At 35.4% G+C, this 16,749-nt stretch carries 18 protein-coding genes and 1 riboswitch; of the genes, 10 read left to right on the top strand and 8 right to left on the bottom strand.

Going from position 1 to position 16,749, the window contains the following annotated elements:
• Positions 1-68 precede the first annotated feature (68 nt).
• Both Q0983_RS17845 and Q0983_RS17840 read right to left on the bottom strand, forming a co-directional pair.
• Positions 69-1,310, bottom strand: a complete 1,242-nt coding sequence (locus tag Q0983_RS17845) for a glycosyltransferase (RefSeq protein ID WP_299556243.1) — start codon at positions 1,308-1,310, stop codon at positions 69-71.
• 72 nt (positions 1,311-1,382) lie between these two features.
• The gene (locus Q0983_RS17840; RefSeq protein ID WP_299556242.1) at positions 1,383-1,856 is read right to left on the bottom strand and encodes a heme-binding domain-containing protein; all 474 of its coding nucleotides are present in this window, start codon (positions 1,854-1,856) and stop codon (positions 1,383-1,385) included.
• A gap of 38 nt (positions 1,857-1,894) precedes the next feature.
• On the opposite strand from Q0983_RS17840, the gene Q0983_RS17835 reads away from it, so the two are divergent.
• From Q0983_RS17835 to Q0983_RS17825, 3 genes are all read left to right on the top strand, one after another.
• Positions 1,895-2,461 (top strand): adenylosuccinate lyase, encoded by a 567-nt coding sequence (locus tag Q0983_RS17835; RefSeq protein WP_299556241.1) that lies wholly within the window; start codon positions 1,895-1,897, stop codon positions 2,459-2,461.
• 122 nt (positions 2,462-2,583) lie between these two features.
• The gene (purB, locus tag Q0983_RS17830; protein WP_299556240.1) at positions 2,584-3,927 is read left to right on the top strand and encodes an adenylosuccinate lyase; all 1,344 of its coding nucleotides are present in this window, start codon (positions 2,584-2,586) and stop codon (positions 3,925-3,927) included.
• A gap of 10 nt (positions 3,928-3,937) precedes the next feature.
• Positions 3,938-4,126: a hypothetical protein gene (locus Q0983_RS17825; protein ID WP_299556239.1), complete on the top strand. Its 189-nt coding sequence runs from the start codon at positions 3,938-3,940 to the stop codon at positions 4,124-4,126.
• A gap of 6 nt (positions 4,127-4,132) precedes the next feature.
• On the opposite strand, the gene Q0983_RS17820 is transcribed toward Q0983_RS17825, so the two are convergent.
• From Q0983_RS17820 to Q0983_RS17800, 5 genes are all read right to left on the bottom strand, one after another.
• Positions 4,133-5,248, bottom strand: a complete 1,116-nt coding sequence (locus Q0983_RS17820) for a DUF6569 family protein (RefSeq protein WP_299556238.1) — start codon at positions 5,246-5,248, stop codon at positions 4,133-4,135.
• A gap of 201 nt (positions 5,249-5,449) precedes the next feature.
• Positions 5,450-5,992: a DUF4252 domain-containing protein gene (locus tag Q0983_RS17815; protein ID WP_299556237.1), complete on the bottom strand. Its 543-nt coding sequence runs from the start codon at positions 5,990-5,992 to the stop codon at positions 5,450-5,452.
• A 14-nt stretch (positions 5,993-6,006) separates the two neighbouring features.
• Positions 6,007-6,597, bottom strand: a complete 591-nt coding sequence (locus Q0983_RS17810; RefSeq protein ID WP_299556236.1) for a DUF4252 domain-containing protein — start codon at positions 6,595-6,597, stop codon at positions 6,007-6,009.
• 19 nt (positions 6,598-6,616) lie between these two features.
• Positions 6,617-7,096 (bottom strand): hypothetical protein, encoded by a 480-nt coding sequence (locus Q0983_RS17805; protein ID WP_299556235.1) that lies wholly within the window; start codon positions 7,094-7,096, stop codon positions 6,617-6,619.
• Positions 7,083-7,592 (bottom strand): RNA polymerase sigma factor, encoded by a 510-nt coding sequence (locus Q0983_RS17800; protein WP_299556234.1) that lies wholly within the window; start codon positions 7,590-7,592, stop codon positions 7,083-7,085. The genes Q0983_RS17805 and Q0983_RS17800 overlap by 14 nt, the downstream gene beginning before the upstream one ends.
• A gap of 255 nt (positions 7,593-7,847) precedes the next feature.
• On the opposite strand from Q0983_RS17800, the gene Q0983_RS17795 reads away from it, so the two are divergent.
• From Q0983_RS17795 to Q0983_RS17785, 3 genes are all read left to right on the top strand, one after another.
• The gene (locus Q0983_RS17795) at positions 7,848-9,287 is read left to right on the top strand and encodes a S41 family peptidase (RefSeq protein ID WP_299556233.1); all 1,440 of its coding nucleotides are present in this window, start codon (positions 7,848-7,850) and stop codon (positions 9,285-9,287) included.
• Positions 9,288-9,369: 82 nt separating this feature from the next.
• The gene (locus Q0983_RS17790) at positions 9,370-10,686 is read left to right on the top strand and encodes a CARDB domain-containing protein (protein WP_299556232.1); all 1,317 of its coding nucleotides are present in this window, start codon (positions 9,370-9,372) and stop codon (positions 10,684-10,686) included.
• 56 nt (positions 10,687-10,742) lie between these two features.
• Positions 10,743-11,456 (top strand): adenine nucleotide alpha hydrolase, encoded by a 714-nt coding sequence (locus Q0983_RS17785; protein ID WP_299556231.1) that lies wholly within the window; start codon positions 10,743-10,745, stop codon positions 11,454-11,456.
• A gap of 78 nt (positions 11,457-11,534) precedes the next feature.
• Here Q0983_RS17785 and Q0983_RS17780 read toward each other — a convergent pair whose 3' ends face one another.
• Positions 11,535-13,397: a TonB-dependent receptor gene (locus tag Q0983_RS17780; RefSeq protein WP_299556230.1), complete on the bottom strand. Its 1,863-nt coding sequence runs from the start codon at positions 13,395-13,397 to the stop codon at positions 11,535-11,537.
• A gap of 65 nt (positions 13,398-13,462) precedes the next feature.
• Positions 13,463-13,679: riboswitch (cobalamin riboswitch) on the bottom strand.
• A 124-nt stretch (positions 13,680-13,803) separates the two neighbouring features.
• On the opposite strand from Q0983_RS17780, the gene Q0983_RS17775 reads away from it, so the two are divergent.
• From Q0983_RS17775 to cobC, 4 genes are all read left to right on the top strand, one after another.
• Positions 13,804-14,307, top strand: a complete 504-nt coding sequence (locus Q0983_RS17775; protein WP_299556229.1) for a bifunctional adenosylcobinamide kinase/adenosylcobinamide-phosphate guanylyltransferase — start codon at positions 13,804-13,806, stop codon at positions 14,305-14,307.
• Between the two features lie 5 nt (positions 14,308-14,312).
• On the top strand, positions 14,313-15,332 hold the full coding sequence (cobT, locus tag Q0983_RS17770; protein ID WP_299556228.1) for a nicotinate-nucleotide--dimethylbenzimidazole phosphoribosyltransferase: 1,020 nt from the start codon (positions 14,313-14,315) through the stop codon (positions 15,330-15,332).
• 98 nt (positions 15,333-15,430) lie between these two features.
• Entirely contained in the window at positions 15,431-16,192 is a 762-nt protein-coding gene (locus tag Q0983_RS17765) for an adenosylcobinamide-GDP ribazoletransferase (RefSeq protein WP_299556227.1), read from the top strand.
• Positions 16,177-16,749, top strand: coding sequence for an alpha-ribazole phosphatase (gene cobC / locus Q0983_RS17760; RefSeq protein WP_299556226.1), 573 nt, complete (start codon positions 16,177-16,179; stop codon positions 16,747-16,749). Before Q0983_RS17765 ends, cobC begins: the two co-directional genes overlap by 16 nt.

The raw sequence follows: 16,749 nt of genomic DNA, 5'->3' as shown, positions 1-16,749 counted from the left end.
TTTGCTATTCTTTTTTTTGGGAACTTTAAAAATAAGATAAATAGATCACAAATAAATAATTAGATGGATTAAAGGCTGGTTTTATTCTTTGTCTCGATCCATTTACTCATAAACTTAGTACTTTGAAGCATATGATGTTGCAACATCTGACCGGTAAAATTGTTAAGTCGCCTGTCGTTAAGTTGTTGCGTTATTAATTCTATTTGTTCCATCAATGCTTTGTGAAAATGCACTTTGTCAAATCTACTGTTAATTACTTTTAAACCGTTCTTTTGTTTTTCTTCCCAAAGACTCTTAGTAGAATACAATTCAACCGCTCTATAAGCAAACGCTTCTGAGTTATTCTCCACAAAACCGTTTGGCAGAAGGTTTCCAAAGATGCCTTCGGCTCCAATACTTGTAGTAACACAGGGCGTACCATTTTTCATGGCATCAAATAGTTTTCCTTTCAAACCGGCACCAAATTGTAATGGTGCCAGGCAAACTCTGGACTGTTGCAAAATAGTACTGGCACTTTCTGCAAATCCGTTAATGATAAAGCCTTCTTTTGAATTGTGGAGTTGATTGACCTTTAGTGAGGCATAAGCGCCATATACGTGCATTTGAGCATCCGGCAATTGGCTCCTTATTAAGGACCAAATACTCCGTTTTAAATGTAAAACCGCATCGTAATTAGGCTCATGCAAAAAATTTCCAATGGTAATAAAATGATTTCTTTCTTGAAACGTTGGTAACTTTTTTGTGACATCTAACGGCATACTGTCCAGCATAAAAGGCAAATAGAGCAATAATGATCTATCTATTTTAAAATCATTTATCAAAATTCCCATTTCTACCTCAGATATGATCAAACTTAAATCGCATCTGTAAATACTGGCTATCTCACGTTTTGCTATATCATTGAATAAGTAAGCTTTATCAAATTCAACATCATCTTTTAGTGCTTGATGTCTTCCTTTCCTTAAACAATGCAGGTCTTCTGTATCTAAAATTCTTAAAGCATCCGGGCATTTTTCTGCTACCCGCCATCCAAACTGCTCTTCAATCATAAAACGGTCAAAAATCACCACACCCGGCTGTAACGCTTCGATAAAATCATCAAAACCGGAATCGTTAATTTTTATAGAGACCTTAGAAATCCCTATACTTTCAAGATCAAAAGCATTTTCAGATTTTGCACAGGAACTTGCAAAAGTAATTTTGTAGTTTGCCAATTGAAAACTTTCAATTAACTGCATCATTCTGCTACCGGCTGCAGAGCTTTTAGGTTCCGGCCATACAAAACCAATAATCAATAATTTTTTATTCATAAAAAATGAAATCTCAATACTCAAATCCCAAATTCCATATTTTGATTTTTTGATTTTTTGGAATTTGGTCTTTTATTCCGGTTTGGGTTTCATATCATACATTAAACGTACTTTCTTTGCCCAGTCAACAATAGATTCTATTTGAGCATCTGTTAATCTGGCTTCAGTATGCGTCCAGGTATAAGAGTTTAAAGGCATACTTTTATCTTCAACCATTTCAATGAGTTCTTCAAACTTGTGGTCTTTTCTTTTTACAGAATTACCTTCCCATTTAGACACATTAAAATGCTCTTTTCCATGATCAATATGGCCTTTCAGCCAGTAGTTAACCGGGGTGATATTATTATACCAGGGATATCTTGTAAAGTCACTGTGACAATCAAAACAAGACTCTTTTAAAATCAATTTCACATCCTCAGGAGGATTTGTTTCTGTTAAAAATGGTTTTATAGTAGCCAGGTCTCCATTATTCTTTTCGGGCCTAAAAAATTGCGCTACAATGAATACAATTAATAGAAATAATAACAGCTTTTTTATGATCTTCATTTTTAATACTTTTAGGTTATAAAAATAAAAAAAACAATTTGACTACCACCGAACTTTACGACGAATTAAGCTATGTTAATCATTCGCGTGAAAAACGCACCTATTATGCCAATTTGGTAATCAATAATCCTGATTTGGTTCCCGGATTATTGGACATCTTATTTAAAGTTGACGATAAAATATCACCTCGTGCCGCCTGGGTTTTTGAGTTTATGTGTACCGACAATATTGAAGCTATTATTCCGTATTTAGATCAATTCACAGAACATATGCATAAGGTTCATTTAGATTCTGCCGTAAGGCCCGTTGCCAAGATCTGTGAACTTTTGGCCAAAGCGTATACTTCCAGACATGATAATAGAATTAAAAGCGTTTTAACTGCCATTCATAAAGAACGTATTATTGAAACCTGTTTTGATTATATGATCAATGATGAAAAAATTGCGCCTAAAGCCTATTCTATGAATACGTTATTCCTGCTTGGGAAGGAATATGATTGGGTACACCCCGAGTTGGTCCTTATTTTAGAGCGTGATTTTCAAATGCAAAGTTCCGGATTTAAAGCCCGGGCAAAACATATTCTTAAAAAAATGAAAAGCGCCTGAAGACTGATGACAACAGACAATTAAAAAAATATGGAAGTAATACTTAAAACTTCGGTCTTCCAGCTTCGGTCTTCAGTCTAAAAAACTTATCTTTGCACCTTTCTTAAAGACACACATAAAATATGTCATTATCCGTATTAAATGCCATCTCACCTATTGATGGGCGCTATAGGAGTAAAGCCAACGAACTAGCACCTTTTTTCTCTGAAGAGGCCCTCATAAAATATCGCGTTTTAGTTGAAATAGAATATTTTATTGCACTTTGCGAATTGCCTTTACCGCAACTTACAGATGTTGACGCCACAATTTTTGATGATTTAAGAACTATTTACAAAGATTTTTCCGCAGATGACGCTTTGGCTATCAAAAAGATTGAAAGTGTTACCAACCATGACGTTAAAGCGGTGGAATACTTTATAAAAGAAAAATTTGATGCCTTAGGCCTATCGCAATACAAAGAGTTTATCCATTTTGGATTAACCTCACAAGATATTAACAATACTGCTATTCCTTTAAGTATTAAGGAAGCTATGAACAGTGTTTACGTTCCTGAATATTTTACTGTTTTAAATAAGCTAAAAGAATTGGTTCAGGAATGGGCTAATGTTCCTATGTTGGCAAGGACCCATGGTCAACCGGCATCACCGACACGTTTAGGCAAAGAAATTGCTGTTTTTGTAACGCGTTTGGAAGAACAGTTCAATTTATTGAACGACATACCAAGTGCCGCTAAATTTGGCGGTGCTACCGGTAATTTTAATGCGCACCATGTGGCTTATCCCAACATTGACTGGAAGGCCTTTGGAGATGCTTTTGTTCAGGAAAAATTAGGATTACACCATTCGTTCCCAACCACGCAGATTGAGCATTACGACCATATGGCGGCCCTGTTTGATTGCTTAAAACGTATCAATACCATTTTAATTGATCTGGACCGGGATATCTGGACTTATGTTTCCATGGACTACTTTAAACAAAAGATCAAAAAAGGTGAAGTCGGTAGTTCAGCCATGCCACATAAAGTAAACCCTATTGATTTTGAAAATAGCGAAGGGAATTTGGGGATCGCCAATGCTGTTTTTGAACATCTGTCAGCCAAATTACCTATTTCAAGATTACAACGCGACTTAACCGACAGTACTGTTTTACGTAATGTTGGCGTACCGTTTGGGCATACCATCATCGGTTTTAAAGCTACACTGAAAGGATTAAATAAATTACTTTTAAACGAAAGTAAATTTGCTGATGATCTGGAAAACAATTGGGCTGTTGTAGCAGAAGCCATTCAGACTATTTTACGCAGAGAAGGCTATCCTAATCCCTACGAAGCTTTAAAAGGATTGACCAGAACCAATGAACGAATAAATCAGGATTCTATTTCTAATTTTATTGATACTTTAGAGGTATCTGATACAATAAAATCAGAATTAAAACGTATTACACCTAGTAATTATACAGGAATCTAATTATTTATTTATGCTAACCGACAAACAATCTTTAATACTTTGTGGCTTTTTAGCCGGTGGTATTTTTGTTGCCGGTTTATTGGAAGCCCTCGATAATTTTGTAGTGTTAACCATACTCACCATCATTTTTCTGGCGATTGTTGTTAATCTTATTTCAGCTAAATCTTTTGAGACTAAAGAAGAAGAGCTTGAGGAATAAATAAGGCTATTCCTGGTTTATTAATTCAATGGCATCTCTTCTTTTATTCAGCTCTGCAGGATCCATTTTCATAAAACTTTTGTGCACCCAATCTTGTTTTACTAAATCTTCAGTAGTAAAAACCAAATGTCCGTTTTTATTTTCAAGCGTTTCAAAATTTGTTACTTCATTAAGTTTTTTAACCGTTTTCTTATCATTTGATTTCACTAATTCCATATAAGTTAAAATGTCCGCTTGCGTTTTATGCGGCTTTAAATCTTCCCCTTCTTTACTAATAGCCTCTACTACTACGGATTCTAATATTTTTTCCCACAGATCTTTAAAAAGATGTTCATTATTATAAACCTCTACACCGTATATCTCGCCGTTTATAGTATAAGCATAACCAATAGCATCAGGGGTATCGATTAAACCTTTCAACGTTTCAAAATAATCTTCTCTTACTTTTTCCAATTCTTCACTTTCCAAAGCTAATTGTAAACTTGTGTCAGATTCATTATCGGTTACATCTACGGCATATCCATTCTTTCTGGAGAGTTTTTCATTTAAAAAACCCTTTTGTTCGGAAACTTTACTCCAAACTTTCCTTTGATTTCTTTCATGTTTTGCAGCAAGTTTTAAGTCCTTGGAAGATATCATTTTTGAATTGGAACTAAAAGCACTTACCGTTTCATTAGCCCTTTGCCGCCACCTACCTTCTTCTACACAAAAACTTTCTAATGGAATATCTTTTGTGTTGGGAGCTATAATAACATCATAAGCAATGGTTCTATCTTGTTTTCCTCCTTTTACAATATCCCCCGAATGAATAAAAACATAGGCATTGCTTTTATTATTTATTGAAAGCTGGTTAACAGTACCCGTTTCTTTTACTGTTACCTGTTTATTATTCATGGCTTCCGATAACGTACTGTAACTTTTGCCTGTTATTTTTTCTTTTCCGGTAAGCATGAAAAGGCTAAGGTTTTCTATAGTCTCGGGGGCATTAATGGTAATCCCCTCTAAAGTATAAGACGTTTGCGGGGTATTAACGGCAATTTTCTGTTGTGAATCCCCTTTATTGCAGGCAACGGTTAAGATGCTGAAAAAAAGGAGTAAGCTAATTTTTGTGATTGTTTTCATGGTGTTGTTTTCTTAAATGTAGTTTGACTGATGATTTATATAAATGAACAATGAGGGAACGCCTCATCTCATTGAGTGAAACCCTTTTTCCATTTAGAAAAAAGGAGCAACCCTGATTACCTTATTATCCACAAAAATGATTCCAAAAAAAACCTCTGATTAAGTTTAATCAGAGGTTTTCAATATTAACATTACTATAAATTACTTAAAGAAATTCATAATATCTTGTACTTGATTTTCATCAACGTTGGCATTTTGTAAACTGCGTAATAATACGGCCATTTTTTCCGGGTTCATATCATTGCCCAACACGCGAACAATAGCAAAGCCCATATCCTGGGCACTTCCAAACACCACTACTTCGTCAGCTTCCTCATCGGTTCCAATATACTTCACAATAATCTTTCTACCTCTATCACTTACTTCCATTAGATCATTGTACTTGTCATCACTTAGAATAGTCTTAACTTTAGCTAATTCGGCATTATAGGTTTCCATATCGGCCTCTGAGGTTTTATACCCTAAAAAGTTAAGCCTCTTTACAGAATTGTAAGCTTCCTGTTGTTCTTCGGTGAAACCGGATTTATCAATTTCTACCATAGATATTGGGATATCCTGGGTGATAAAGTTTTTAGTTTCCTGGTTATCCACGTAATAGCGTTGTAAGCTAACACCATCACCGCAGCTTATTAAAAAAGCTGCGGTAAATACGGTGTATAATATATATATGATTGTTCGTTGCATGATTGATGATGTCTTTATTTCTTCTCTAAATGTTCTCCTGCCGGAATATTCATTTTTTCTGTCAGCTTAGATATTTCATTTAAATCTATATCGCCCGTAAATGAGACTACAACAGTTTCTATTTTTCGTTCTTTACCATTGATTTGAATTTTTTCATCCATCACCTTATCTATGCCATTTACAAAGATTAAAAGCTCTTTTACATGGTCTTCATCTTTTCCTTCCTTTACATAGAATTTTACTTCACTGCCGTCATCTCTAACTTCCATTAATTCTTCTAAAGAACTAGAGCGAGATTTCACCCATTTTGCAATATCTGCCGAAATATCCTTACTATCTGTCACTATGGTTTTAAAACTGGTAATGCTTTTCACCATATCCATAAATGCTTTGGCCTCCGGATCACTGGTGTCAACCCCCACTTTGGCAATCATTTGAAACATTTTAGGTTTTATGTTTACATAGGTTACATTGGGGTCATCACTATATTTATCAAAAATGTTCTTTTGCGCCATCCCTGTTAATGGCACCAGCATTACGGCCATTATAAATACTATCAATCTTTTACTCATTTTTTCTTTATTTAATTTTAATATTGATTTCATTTCGTTCGTTTTTTAATTGTTAATTCTTAAAAATAATATTGGTTGTATTCTCTATTTCATTTAAGTATCCCAATGTAGCGGTTCCTTTGTCAACTTCACCTAAATAGCCTACGGCCTGTGTGCCTTTGTTAAAGTGACTTGAGATCATAGCTAATTGTTTTGATACTTCTTCCAGAGCTTGTTCGGGTTCACAATAGGTGCCTAAATCATTGCAATTATCGTCAATAATTGGCGTAAAATAAAACCCTAACATAAGAACCGCTACGGCTGCGACAGAAATCCATTTGTAATTAAATCTTCTCTTAGTTTTTAATGGAACGTCTTTAGTAAACTGTTCTTGTTGGTTTCCCAAAAAATAGTCAAACATGGGTTTATACATTTCCAAATGTGGCGCTACAGTTTCCTGAGAAAAATAGTGTTTTAACTGCTGCTCTTCTTTTAGAGTGGTTTCCCCGTTCTCGTACTTTTCAAGTAATTTTTCTATATTATTTAATACCATAATTATGTGTATTAGTTAATTTTTCTCTTATTGTTTTTCTGGCTCTTGATAAGGTCACCCGTACTGCCGTATTATTCATACCAAGCATTTCAGCAATCTCATCATAATCGTATTCCTCAATATCCCTTAATTGAATGATCATACGTTGTTGTTCCGGTAATTCTTCTATAATGCGCCCTACCCAACTTACACTGTCATTTAACTCTACCTGCTTCTGTAATGGCGTATTATTTTCTTCATAATTACTATGTACAATCTTCAAATTTTGAGACTGTTTAGATTTTAACTTATCAAAGCAAAAATTCTTGGTCATGGTCATAGAAAACGCTTCTACGTTTTTATACTCCTGAATTTTGGCTTTATTATTCCATAATTTCAACAGAACCTCCTGAGTGGCATCTTCAGCCTCTTCGGTCGATACAAGCAATCGTTTAGCCAAGCGAAATACTTTATCTTTAAAAGGCATTACAATATTTAAAAACTCTGTTTGAGTCATTCCCGGTTTGGTTTAGTTTATAGCTTTTTTTGCTATTTGATATTACGACGAACCACTTTCTATTTTGTTACATGGAACATAATTTTTTTAAAAATCACAGTTTATTCACGTTCAATAGATTCCCACTTTCGAGGGAATAACAGGTTTAACGCCTACTTAAATTATTCAATTTAAGAGTACTTTTTATTTTTTATTACACAATAATGTAAGTAAATTTAGGGTTTTAAAGACTAAAACGTTATTAAAAAATTAGCTATGAAATTATATAAAGCCCTAATATTCTCGCTTGCTGTATCATTTCTGTTTACGGGTTGTTTTGAGGATAATGACGACAACCTGATTTCTGCCAGTGAGATAAATGACTTTGTCTATAAAGGTATGAGTATCTTTTATTTATATAAAGATAACATGCCCGTGCTTGCCAATGACCGCTTTACCAGTGATGCCGAGTATGCCGATTATTTAAACTCATTTTCATCACCTGAAGCACTATTTGAAAGCTTGATTTATGACCGACAAAATGTGGACAGATTCAGTTGGATAGTTGATGATTATTTTGAACTGGAGCGTCAGTTTCAAGGTATTACAGGAACCAACGGTATGGAATTTACATTATTCCCGGAACCCAATACCAGTAATGGTGTTTTCGGAGTGGTTAGATTGGTGTTGCCTAATAGCGATGCCGATATTAAAGGTATTAAACGAGGGGATATTTTTTATGCTATAGATGGTATAGAACTGTTTTTTGATGCAGGAACCGGTGCTAATAATTTCGATCTGTTTGATTCTGAAACTTACACGTTAAACCTTGGATCTTATGATGATAAAGGCACCCAGGACGACGCTGATGATACTGTGGAACCTTTAAGCGTAGATATTTCTCTTACTAAATCTGAATACATTGAAAACCCCATTTATGAAACCGGTGTTTTTGATGTTAACGGACAAAATGTGGGTTACTTAATGTTTAATGGGTTCACTTCCGGCTATGATGACGAGTTAAACGATGTATTTGCCAATTTTAAAGCTAACAACGTGCAACACCTGATTTTAGATTTGAGGTATAACCCGGGCGGACGTGTTTCCATCGAAACTTATTTAGCCAGTATGATCACAGGGCAATTCACAGGACAATTATTTACTAAACTTATCCGTAATAGTAACCTTGAGAATACTGATTATGATTTTACAGATGAAATTGAAAATGGAGGCACAATCAATAGTTTAGGCCTGAACAAAGTTTATGTACTCACAACCCAAAGGTCGGCTTCAGCCAGCGAGGGCCTCATAAACGGATTAGAACCTTATATTGAGGTGGTTCAAATAGGGACAACGACTACCGGTAAAACGCAGGCCTCCATAACACTTTATGACTCTCCTGATTTCACAAGAGAAGGCGTTAATCCCAATCATACCTATGCCATGCAACCTTTAATTGCTGATGGCGTCAATAAGGATGGTACTAAAGTGCCAAGCACCGGTTTAATACCTGATTTAGAATTTAGAGAAAGTGGTTTGAATTACGGTGTTATAGGGGACGAAAACGAACCTTTTCTAGCCTTTGCTTTGGCAGAAATTGAAAATGCCACAACTAAACTAATGACTATTAAAGAAGCCTCAAAATTCAATTTAAAAGCACTTAAAGACAGTAATGATTTTATGCCTAATAAAGGAGGTCTGATAGCCGACCGATGAGTTTTCATCTTAAAAGTTTAATTTAAAATATTTTTGTAATATTTTTTTTCATATTTTTGACGTAAATTAAAACTTTCGTTAAATGAAAAAACTTACATTTATTCTTTTGCTATTATTATGTGTAAACTCAATTTCTTCACAGTCTTCTCCTTTGGACACCACATTTGAAAATTTTCCAGGCTTAGTGAAGACTTTTTATAATGGAGCCTATTATGATGGTTTTTCCATTTCACCTCCAAACTCTTCCTCTGAATGCGCAACTAGAGGCGAGATTATAGTAAAATTTGACCATAAAATTGATCATACCAAGGATTTTACCTTTAACGATACTTACCACACTCTCAATATGGAAGTGTATGGTTCTGATGATAATTTTAAAACTTCAACGCTCATAAAAACAGTAGAGATTGATTTAAGTAAATTCGATGAAAACCCTAATTATCCTCCAGGTAATGGAGCCATATACACTTATGAATCAGGTTATTTTGATTTACCAGAGCCGTATTTTAAAGAATATGGTGTTGTACCAACAATGAAAAGATATTTTTTAATTGGTTACCCTAACAATATGTTTTATGGAATGGCAACTACTTATAAGGATGATTTTATTTCAAATCACAATGATAGATGTGAAGACGAGAATAGCAATCCTAATCCTGATCCTGATCCCGATCCTAATGCAAAACCCAATCTAACACTTTCTGGTCTAACAATTAAAGTGGACTCTAAAACTTATGACGAATATGGCAAACATGAAACTCCTGAATTTGTACATGGTAAAGAGCATACGTTTAATATTAAAATAAAAAACGAAGATAATGGCTCTGCCTCCTCATCTGAATATGCCTTATTAGTTTCAGAAGAAAATAAATATCCCAACTTTGGCACGACACCTGTTTATACTTTTAGAACAGATAATGCCGGAGCTATCAACGGAAACTCTGAAAAAGAAGATAGTTTTTCTGAATACATTTATGATTATATTTCTTTATTAAAACTGGAAAATGGTAAAACATATTATATGTTCGTTGATATTGATCCTGGTGGTAATATTGCTGAATCCGATGAAACGGATAATATTTATTATTTTGATTTTAAGTATAAAAAGCCTAATACCGGTAAAATTTCCTTAAAGATATCATCAACAAGTAATACTTATATCTCAGTTGGATTTGAGTATCTTCCTGGTAATACTAATTTAAAAATTTACAATTTAAGCAGTGGTTTACTAATGCTTGATTATAATGTTTTAAGTTCCAAAGGTATACTTGATATTTCTAATTATCCTGACGGTTTATATGCTGTATATATTAACGACTCATACATTAAAAAATTTGCTATTGGAGATGCCCCACCAGATAGTGGTGATGTTCCAATTGAAGTTCCTGATCAGCCATAAAAATTTAAAACCTTACTTTCGTAAGGTTTTTTATTTCTTTTAATTAAAATAAAAATATGTTTAAACACAAAACCTACTTTAACTGGAGCTCCGGTAAAGATTCGGCACTGGCACTTTATCACTTATTGCGGGACGAAAACTTTTCCGTAGATGAACTGATCACCACAGTAAATAGTCATTATAACCGGGTGTCCATGCACGGGCTCAGGAATGAATTGTTAGTAGCTCAAACGGATGCCATGGATATAAAATCAAGCTTTATAGAATTACCCGAAATGCCAAGTATGGAAGTCTATGAGCAGAAAATGAGTGAAACGGTTTCCAGGTTAAAGGCTGAAGGGTTTACGCATTCCGCTTTCGGAGATATATTTTTGGAAGATTTACGAACCTACCGGGAAGCACAATTGGCAAAACAAGGTTTTAAAGCAGTGTTCCCTATTTGGAAACGTGACACTAAAGCACTTTTAACGGAATTTCTTGACTTAGGGTTTAAAACCATAGTAGTTTGTGCCAACTCAAAATACTTTAATGAAGATTTTGTAGGAACGGTTATAGATAAACATTTTATTGATAATCTACCTGAAGGGGTAGATCCTTGCGGTGAAAATGGTGAGTTCCACACGTTTTGTTTTGACGGGCCTATTTTTAAAAACCCTATTGATTTTAAAACAGGAGAAAAAGTGTATCGGGAATATGATAATCCGAACAACGATAACTCCGTCTGTAAAAGTGATAAATACGGGGTTTGGTATTGTGATCTGATCCCATAAAAAATGCCACCAAATAGCCGAATGGTGGCATTTAATAATTTTGGCACAAGTGCCAAATACATTGACTTCATTCTCTCACTATAAAGTCAACTGAAAACCCAGTCTTATATTTCTTCCTTTGGTAACATAACCCGGTACGTCCTCATAGGCTTCATTTAAGATATTGTCTACCCCTGCAAAGCATTTTATTTTGTTCTTTAAAGCTGTATGGCTAGCATAAAAATTCACCAGGCTAAAACTGTCTAAAAGCGGCACAAAACTACTCTCAAACCTGTCATGAACATATTGATACGATAAGGATGCAAATGTCTTCTGAGAGAAATCATAGCCTAAAAGCAAATTCGCTTTATGCTTTGGAATTCTCCGTGCCGGACTTTCCTTGTATTCGGTAAAAGCATAATTGGCAGTAACAGATAACCTTTCAACAGGCGTAGTATTAAGTTCAACTTCGGCACCTCTTGCATTTAATTCATCTTCAGCATTTTGATACCCGCCATTGATCCACAATACCGAGTTAGTTTCCTCTCGGCTAAAGAAAAGGCCACTAATTCTAAAATGCTTGTTCAATTTAAACTCTGCACCGGCTTCAATAGTCCTGTTTTCTTCAGGCTCTAAATCCGGATTCGGTCCAAAATTTCCAAATAACTGAGATAAAGACGGTGCTATAAAAGACGTACTAAACGACCCAAAAACTTTGGTATATCCATCACCATTGGATTTAATAGTATACGATGGATTCAAATTATAAATAAGATGGGATCCGTATTCACTGTGATTGTTTAAACGAGCTCCGGCATTAATGTTTAATCCAAAATCTGACACATAAACGAAATTGGCATACGGATCTACAATAGTAAATGCCTGTTCTTCAGCAAATGTAGCTTTGTTATCTGTTGCATTTAAACCTACAATGGTATAAAACGTTTTGTCGAACACATACTTATTGAATACATCCACCACATAATTCTTAGATTTAAATAATGATGGAAAATCCGAAACAAATTCCCTTTCGTATTCGCTATAAGCCGCATTCAGGTTAATACTTCCCTTACCATATTTAAATTTAGAAGAAAGCCCCACCCTATGTTGTGTGTTGTTAAATTCATCCGGTGTATCCGTTAAATTAAAACTGGAATCATAACCATCTATTTCAGCATTTGTATCCGTGTAATTTCCGTAAACGTTTAAAGAAAATGCTTTACTAAACTGGTACCCCAGGTTGACATCTACACCATACTTTGAAAAGGCATCTTTTTCATTAGCCTCACTAATAGCCGCAGAAAGACCATTTGTAAACTGATTATTAAAGGCAGCCCGATATGTAAACTTATCTAAAGTACCGCCAATGGCAACACTATTATTGAAATCGGCTATATTGTAATTTTGATCAGATTCGGATTGATTGGTTCCTATGCTTGAAGTAAAAACACCACTGATCTTTTTATCACCGGCTTTTTTTGTGGTGATATTAACTACGGCTGATGCTGCCCCACTTCCGTATAAAGTACTGGCCGCCCCTTTAATAATTTCAATGGATTCAATTTGACTTAAGTTCAACAACCTGAAATCATATTCGCCGTTAATTTGTGAAGGGTCATTAACCTGAATGCCATCAATCAATACCAATACCTGACGGTTTCTGCCACCACGCACATAAACCCCTAAATTTTGTCCGGCATTACTTCTGCTTCCATTGATCTCTATGCCCGATTGCGCACTAATTAGTTCCGAAACCGTTCTTCCCTGGTTTCTTTCAATGTCCTGCCCGGAAATTTTGATCACGGTTTTACCGGAATTTTCACGTTTCAATGCAAAACGTGAATCTGTAATGACAACTTCATTCAGTTGTTCTACTTTTGTTGAATCGACTTGCTGTTCCTGTGCCAACCCAAACATGGATATACCTAAACATAGTATACCAAACACATGTGTTTTTTTCATTTTAATGAATAATTACTCGAGAATCGCATGGATTATCATACGCAAACTTTTATCCCGAAAGTTTAACTTAATGGTTTGAATCCGGCAGGTCTCCTGACTTGTCTAATGTTGTTTTACCTTCCCAGCCTGACGCCAGTGGTTTTGTAGTAAACAACATCCTCTTTTTAAGGTGCTGAACCAGTTCAGCATAAACTTACAGTTGCGGGAACAGTTCCGGATTTACACCGGATTCCCTTTTAATCAACATCATCATTCCCTGAAAGCTTTTCAGGTGCTCATAGAATGACTTTGTTGAACCAAAATTCGCTGCAAATGTACTATCTATTTTTAAAATCAAAAATTATTTTATTAGGTATTTCTTAAAAAAAGATGTCATCTTTGTACTTCAATTTATGATTTCCAATTCATGATTTACTACATCACAGGAGGCGAACGCTCCGGAAAAAGCAGTTATGCTCAAAACCTGGCATTATCGCTTTCTAATACACCCAAATATGTTGCCACTTCCAGAGTTTGGGGAGACGACCACAGAAAGCGCATTGACAGGCATATTGCAGACAGGGATGACCGCTGGACTTCCATTGAAGAAGAAAAAGCTATTTCTACTGTTATAAATTCTAAAGATATTGTGGTTATTGACTGTGTAACCTTATGGCTTACAAACTATTATTTTGACACAAAAAACGATGTTGAAACCTGTTTGGAACTTGCCAAAGAAGAGTTTAATAAACTTTTAAATATAGATGCTACTATCATCATAATTTCCAATGAAATAGGTATGGGTGTTCATGCCCAAACCGAGATTGGCAGAAAATTTACGGAACTACAAGGCTGGATGAATCAACATATTGCAAAACATGCCGATAAAGCCATTTTTATGGTATCCGGAATTCCCATCAATATAAAATAATCTAAATGATCAAGACAGAATTAAAGCAGGCACTTCAACATAAAATTGACCTTAAAACAAAACCTATAGGTGCCCTGGGACAGCTGGAAGACTTAGCGTTGAAAATAGGTAGTATTCAGAGCACTGAAAGCCCTCAAATTTCCAAACCTACCATTGTGGTTTTTGCCGGTGACCACGGTATAGCAACCAAAGGCGAAGTAAATCCGTTTCCGCAAGAGGTTACAGCTCAAATGGTTTACAATTTTGTTAATGGCGGTGCCGCTATTAATGTATTCAGTAACACAAACGATGTTGCCCTTAAAATTGTTGATGCCGGTGTAAACCATAAATTTGACAGTGACCTGAATATTATTAATGCTAAAATAGATTATGGTACCAAAAATTATCAGGATCAACCTGCCATGACACAAGAGCAGTGTCAGGAAGCCATTCGGAGATCGGGCGATATAGTTGCTAAGATCTACAATGAAGGCTGTAATACCATTGGTTTTGGTGAAATGGGTATAAGTAACACCTCTTCAGCGGCATTGCTTATGGCCCATTTTACCCAAACACCTATTGAACATTGTGTGGGATCGGGCACGGGATTAAACGCTGAAGGCATTAACAAAAAAGCTCAAATTCTTTCAGAAGTATTTGAAAAGTATAGTCCGCAGACCCCTTTGGAAACACTGGCTACTTTTGGCGGATTTGAAGTAGCTATGTTATGCGGCTCTATTTTAAAAGCCGCCGAATTAAAAATGATCATCGTCATTGATGGTTTTATAGTGACCGCTGCTCTTTTAACTGCTTATGCCCTAAACCCGGAGATTTTAGATAATTGTGTTTTTGCCCATAGTTCTGATGAACAAGGCCATAAAAAAATGTTGGAATACCTAAATGCAAAACCATTGTTAAATCTGAGTTTACGCTTGGGTGAAGGTACAGGTGCAGCCTTGGCCATACCTTTACTTAAAGCAGCTGTTAATTTTTTAAATGATATGGCAAGTTTTGAAAGTGCCGGGGTTAGCGGAGAAACAGAATAAAGTTAGAAGTTAGAAGTTAGAAGTTAGAAGTTAGAAGTTAGAAGTTAGAAGTTAGAAGTTAGAAGTTAGAAGTTAGAAAGTTTAAAAATTGTTTTTTAATGAAAAAAGAACTCCGGATATTCCTCACAGCCATCATGTTCTTCACAAGAATTCCTTGCCCTAAATGGGTAAACCATGATGCCGAATATTTACGCCTGAGTTCTAAATATTTTTCACTGGTTGGAATCCTAGTTGGAGGCATTGGAGCCCTTGTTTTTTATGGTTCATCTTTTATTTTTTCTACTGAAATAGCCATACTATTGAGTATGGTTTCAACTATTTATATAACGGGTGCCTTCCATGAAGATGGATTCGCCGATGTTTGTGACGGACTCGGTGGCGGGTGGACCAAAGAAAAGATTCTGCTCATTATGAAAGATTCCCGTGTTGGAACCTACGGCACCGTTGGACTAATATTAATTCTTGCTTTAAAATTTACCGGTCTTAGGGAAATACCAATGCAATATATTCCGCTGACATTAATTTCAGGCCATAGTTTAAGCAGATTTATAGCAACTACTTTAATTTATACACATCCCTATGTGAGAGATACGGAGGATAGCAAAGCAAAACCTGCCGCTAAAAACATTAGTTTAAGCATGCTTATAATTAGTGCCATTTTTGGGATACTTCCTTTGTTCTTTTTTAAAACACCCTGGATCTTTTTAACCATTATTCCTATGTATTTAGGAAAAATGTATTTAGGTGCCAAGTTCAGAAAATGGTTGGGAGGCCAAACCGGTGATTGCGCAGGTGCCGTGCAACAATTAACTGAAGTTGTATTTTATTTAAGTGCTGTTGTGGTATGGACATTTATATAATCAGACATACTACCCCTGATGTTGAAAAAGGTATTTGCTATGGGCAAACCGATTTGGGTTTGACTGAAAATTACAAAGAAGAATTTAGAGCCATTGCTCAAAAACTGCCTAATATTGATACTTATAAAATCATTAGCAGCCCTTTAAAACGGTGTGCCCTACTGGCTCAGTACCTCGGACAGCAGGTGCATTATGATAACCGCTTAAAAGAATTAAATTTTGGAGACTGGGAACTAAAAGCCTGGAATGAAATTCCCGAAGAAGTAATTAATCCGTGGATGAATGATTTTGTAAATGTTAGAGTTCCTAATGGAGAATCTTATACAGATTTAGCATCCAGAGTACAGACTTTTTTTGAAGAGTTGCGACTTTCCAAAGACAATCAAAACGTAATTGTAACCACCCATGCCGGCCCTATTCGGAGCCTTTTAGCAATGCTCTTAAATATCCCTTTAGAAAAATCATTTGGTATTAAAATTAATTATGGCGACGTATTTCAACTTAGAAAAGAAGGAACCCAATTAAAATTAATTTCCGAAAATGACGTATTCAATTGA

Source organism: Seonamhaeicola sp. (assembly GCF_028281565.1).
Lineage (GTDB): Bacteria > Bacteroidota > Bacteroidia > Flavobacteriales > Flavobacteriaceae > Seonamhaeicola.
This window is presented reverse-complemented; position numbering and strand designations above follow the sequence as displayed.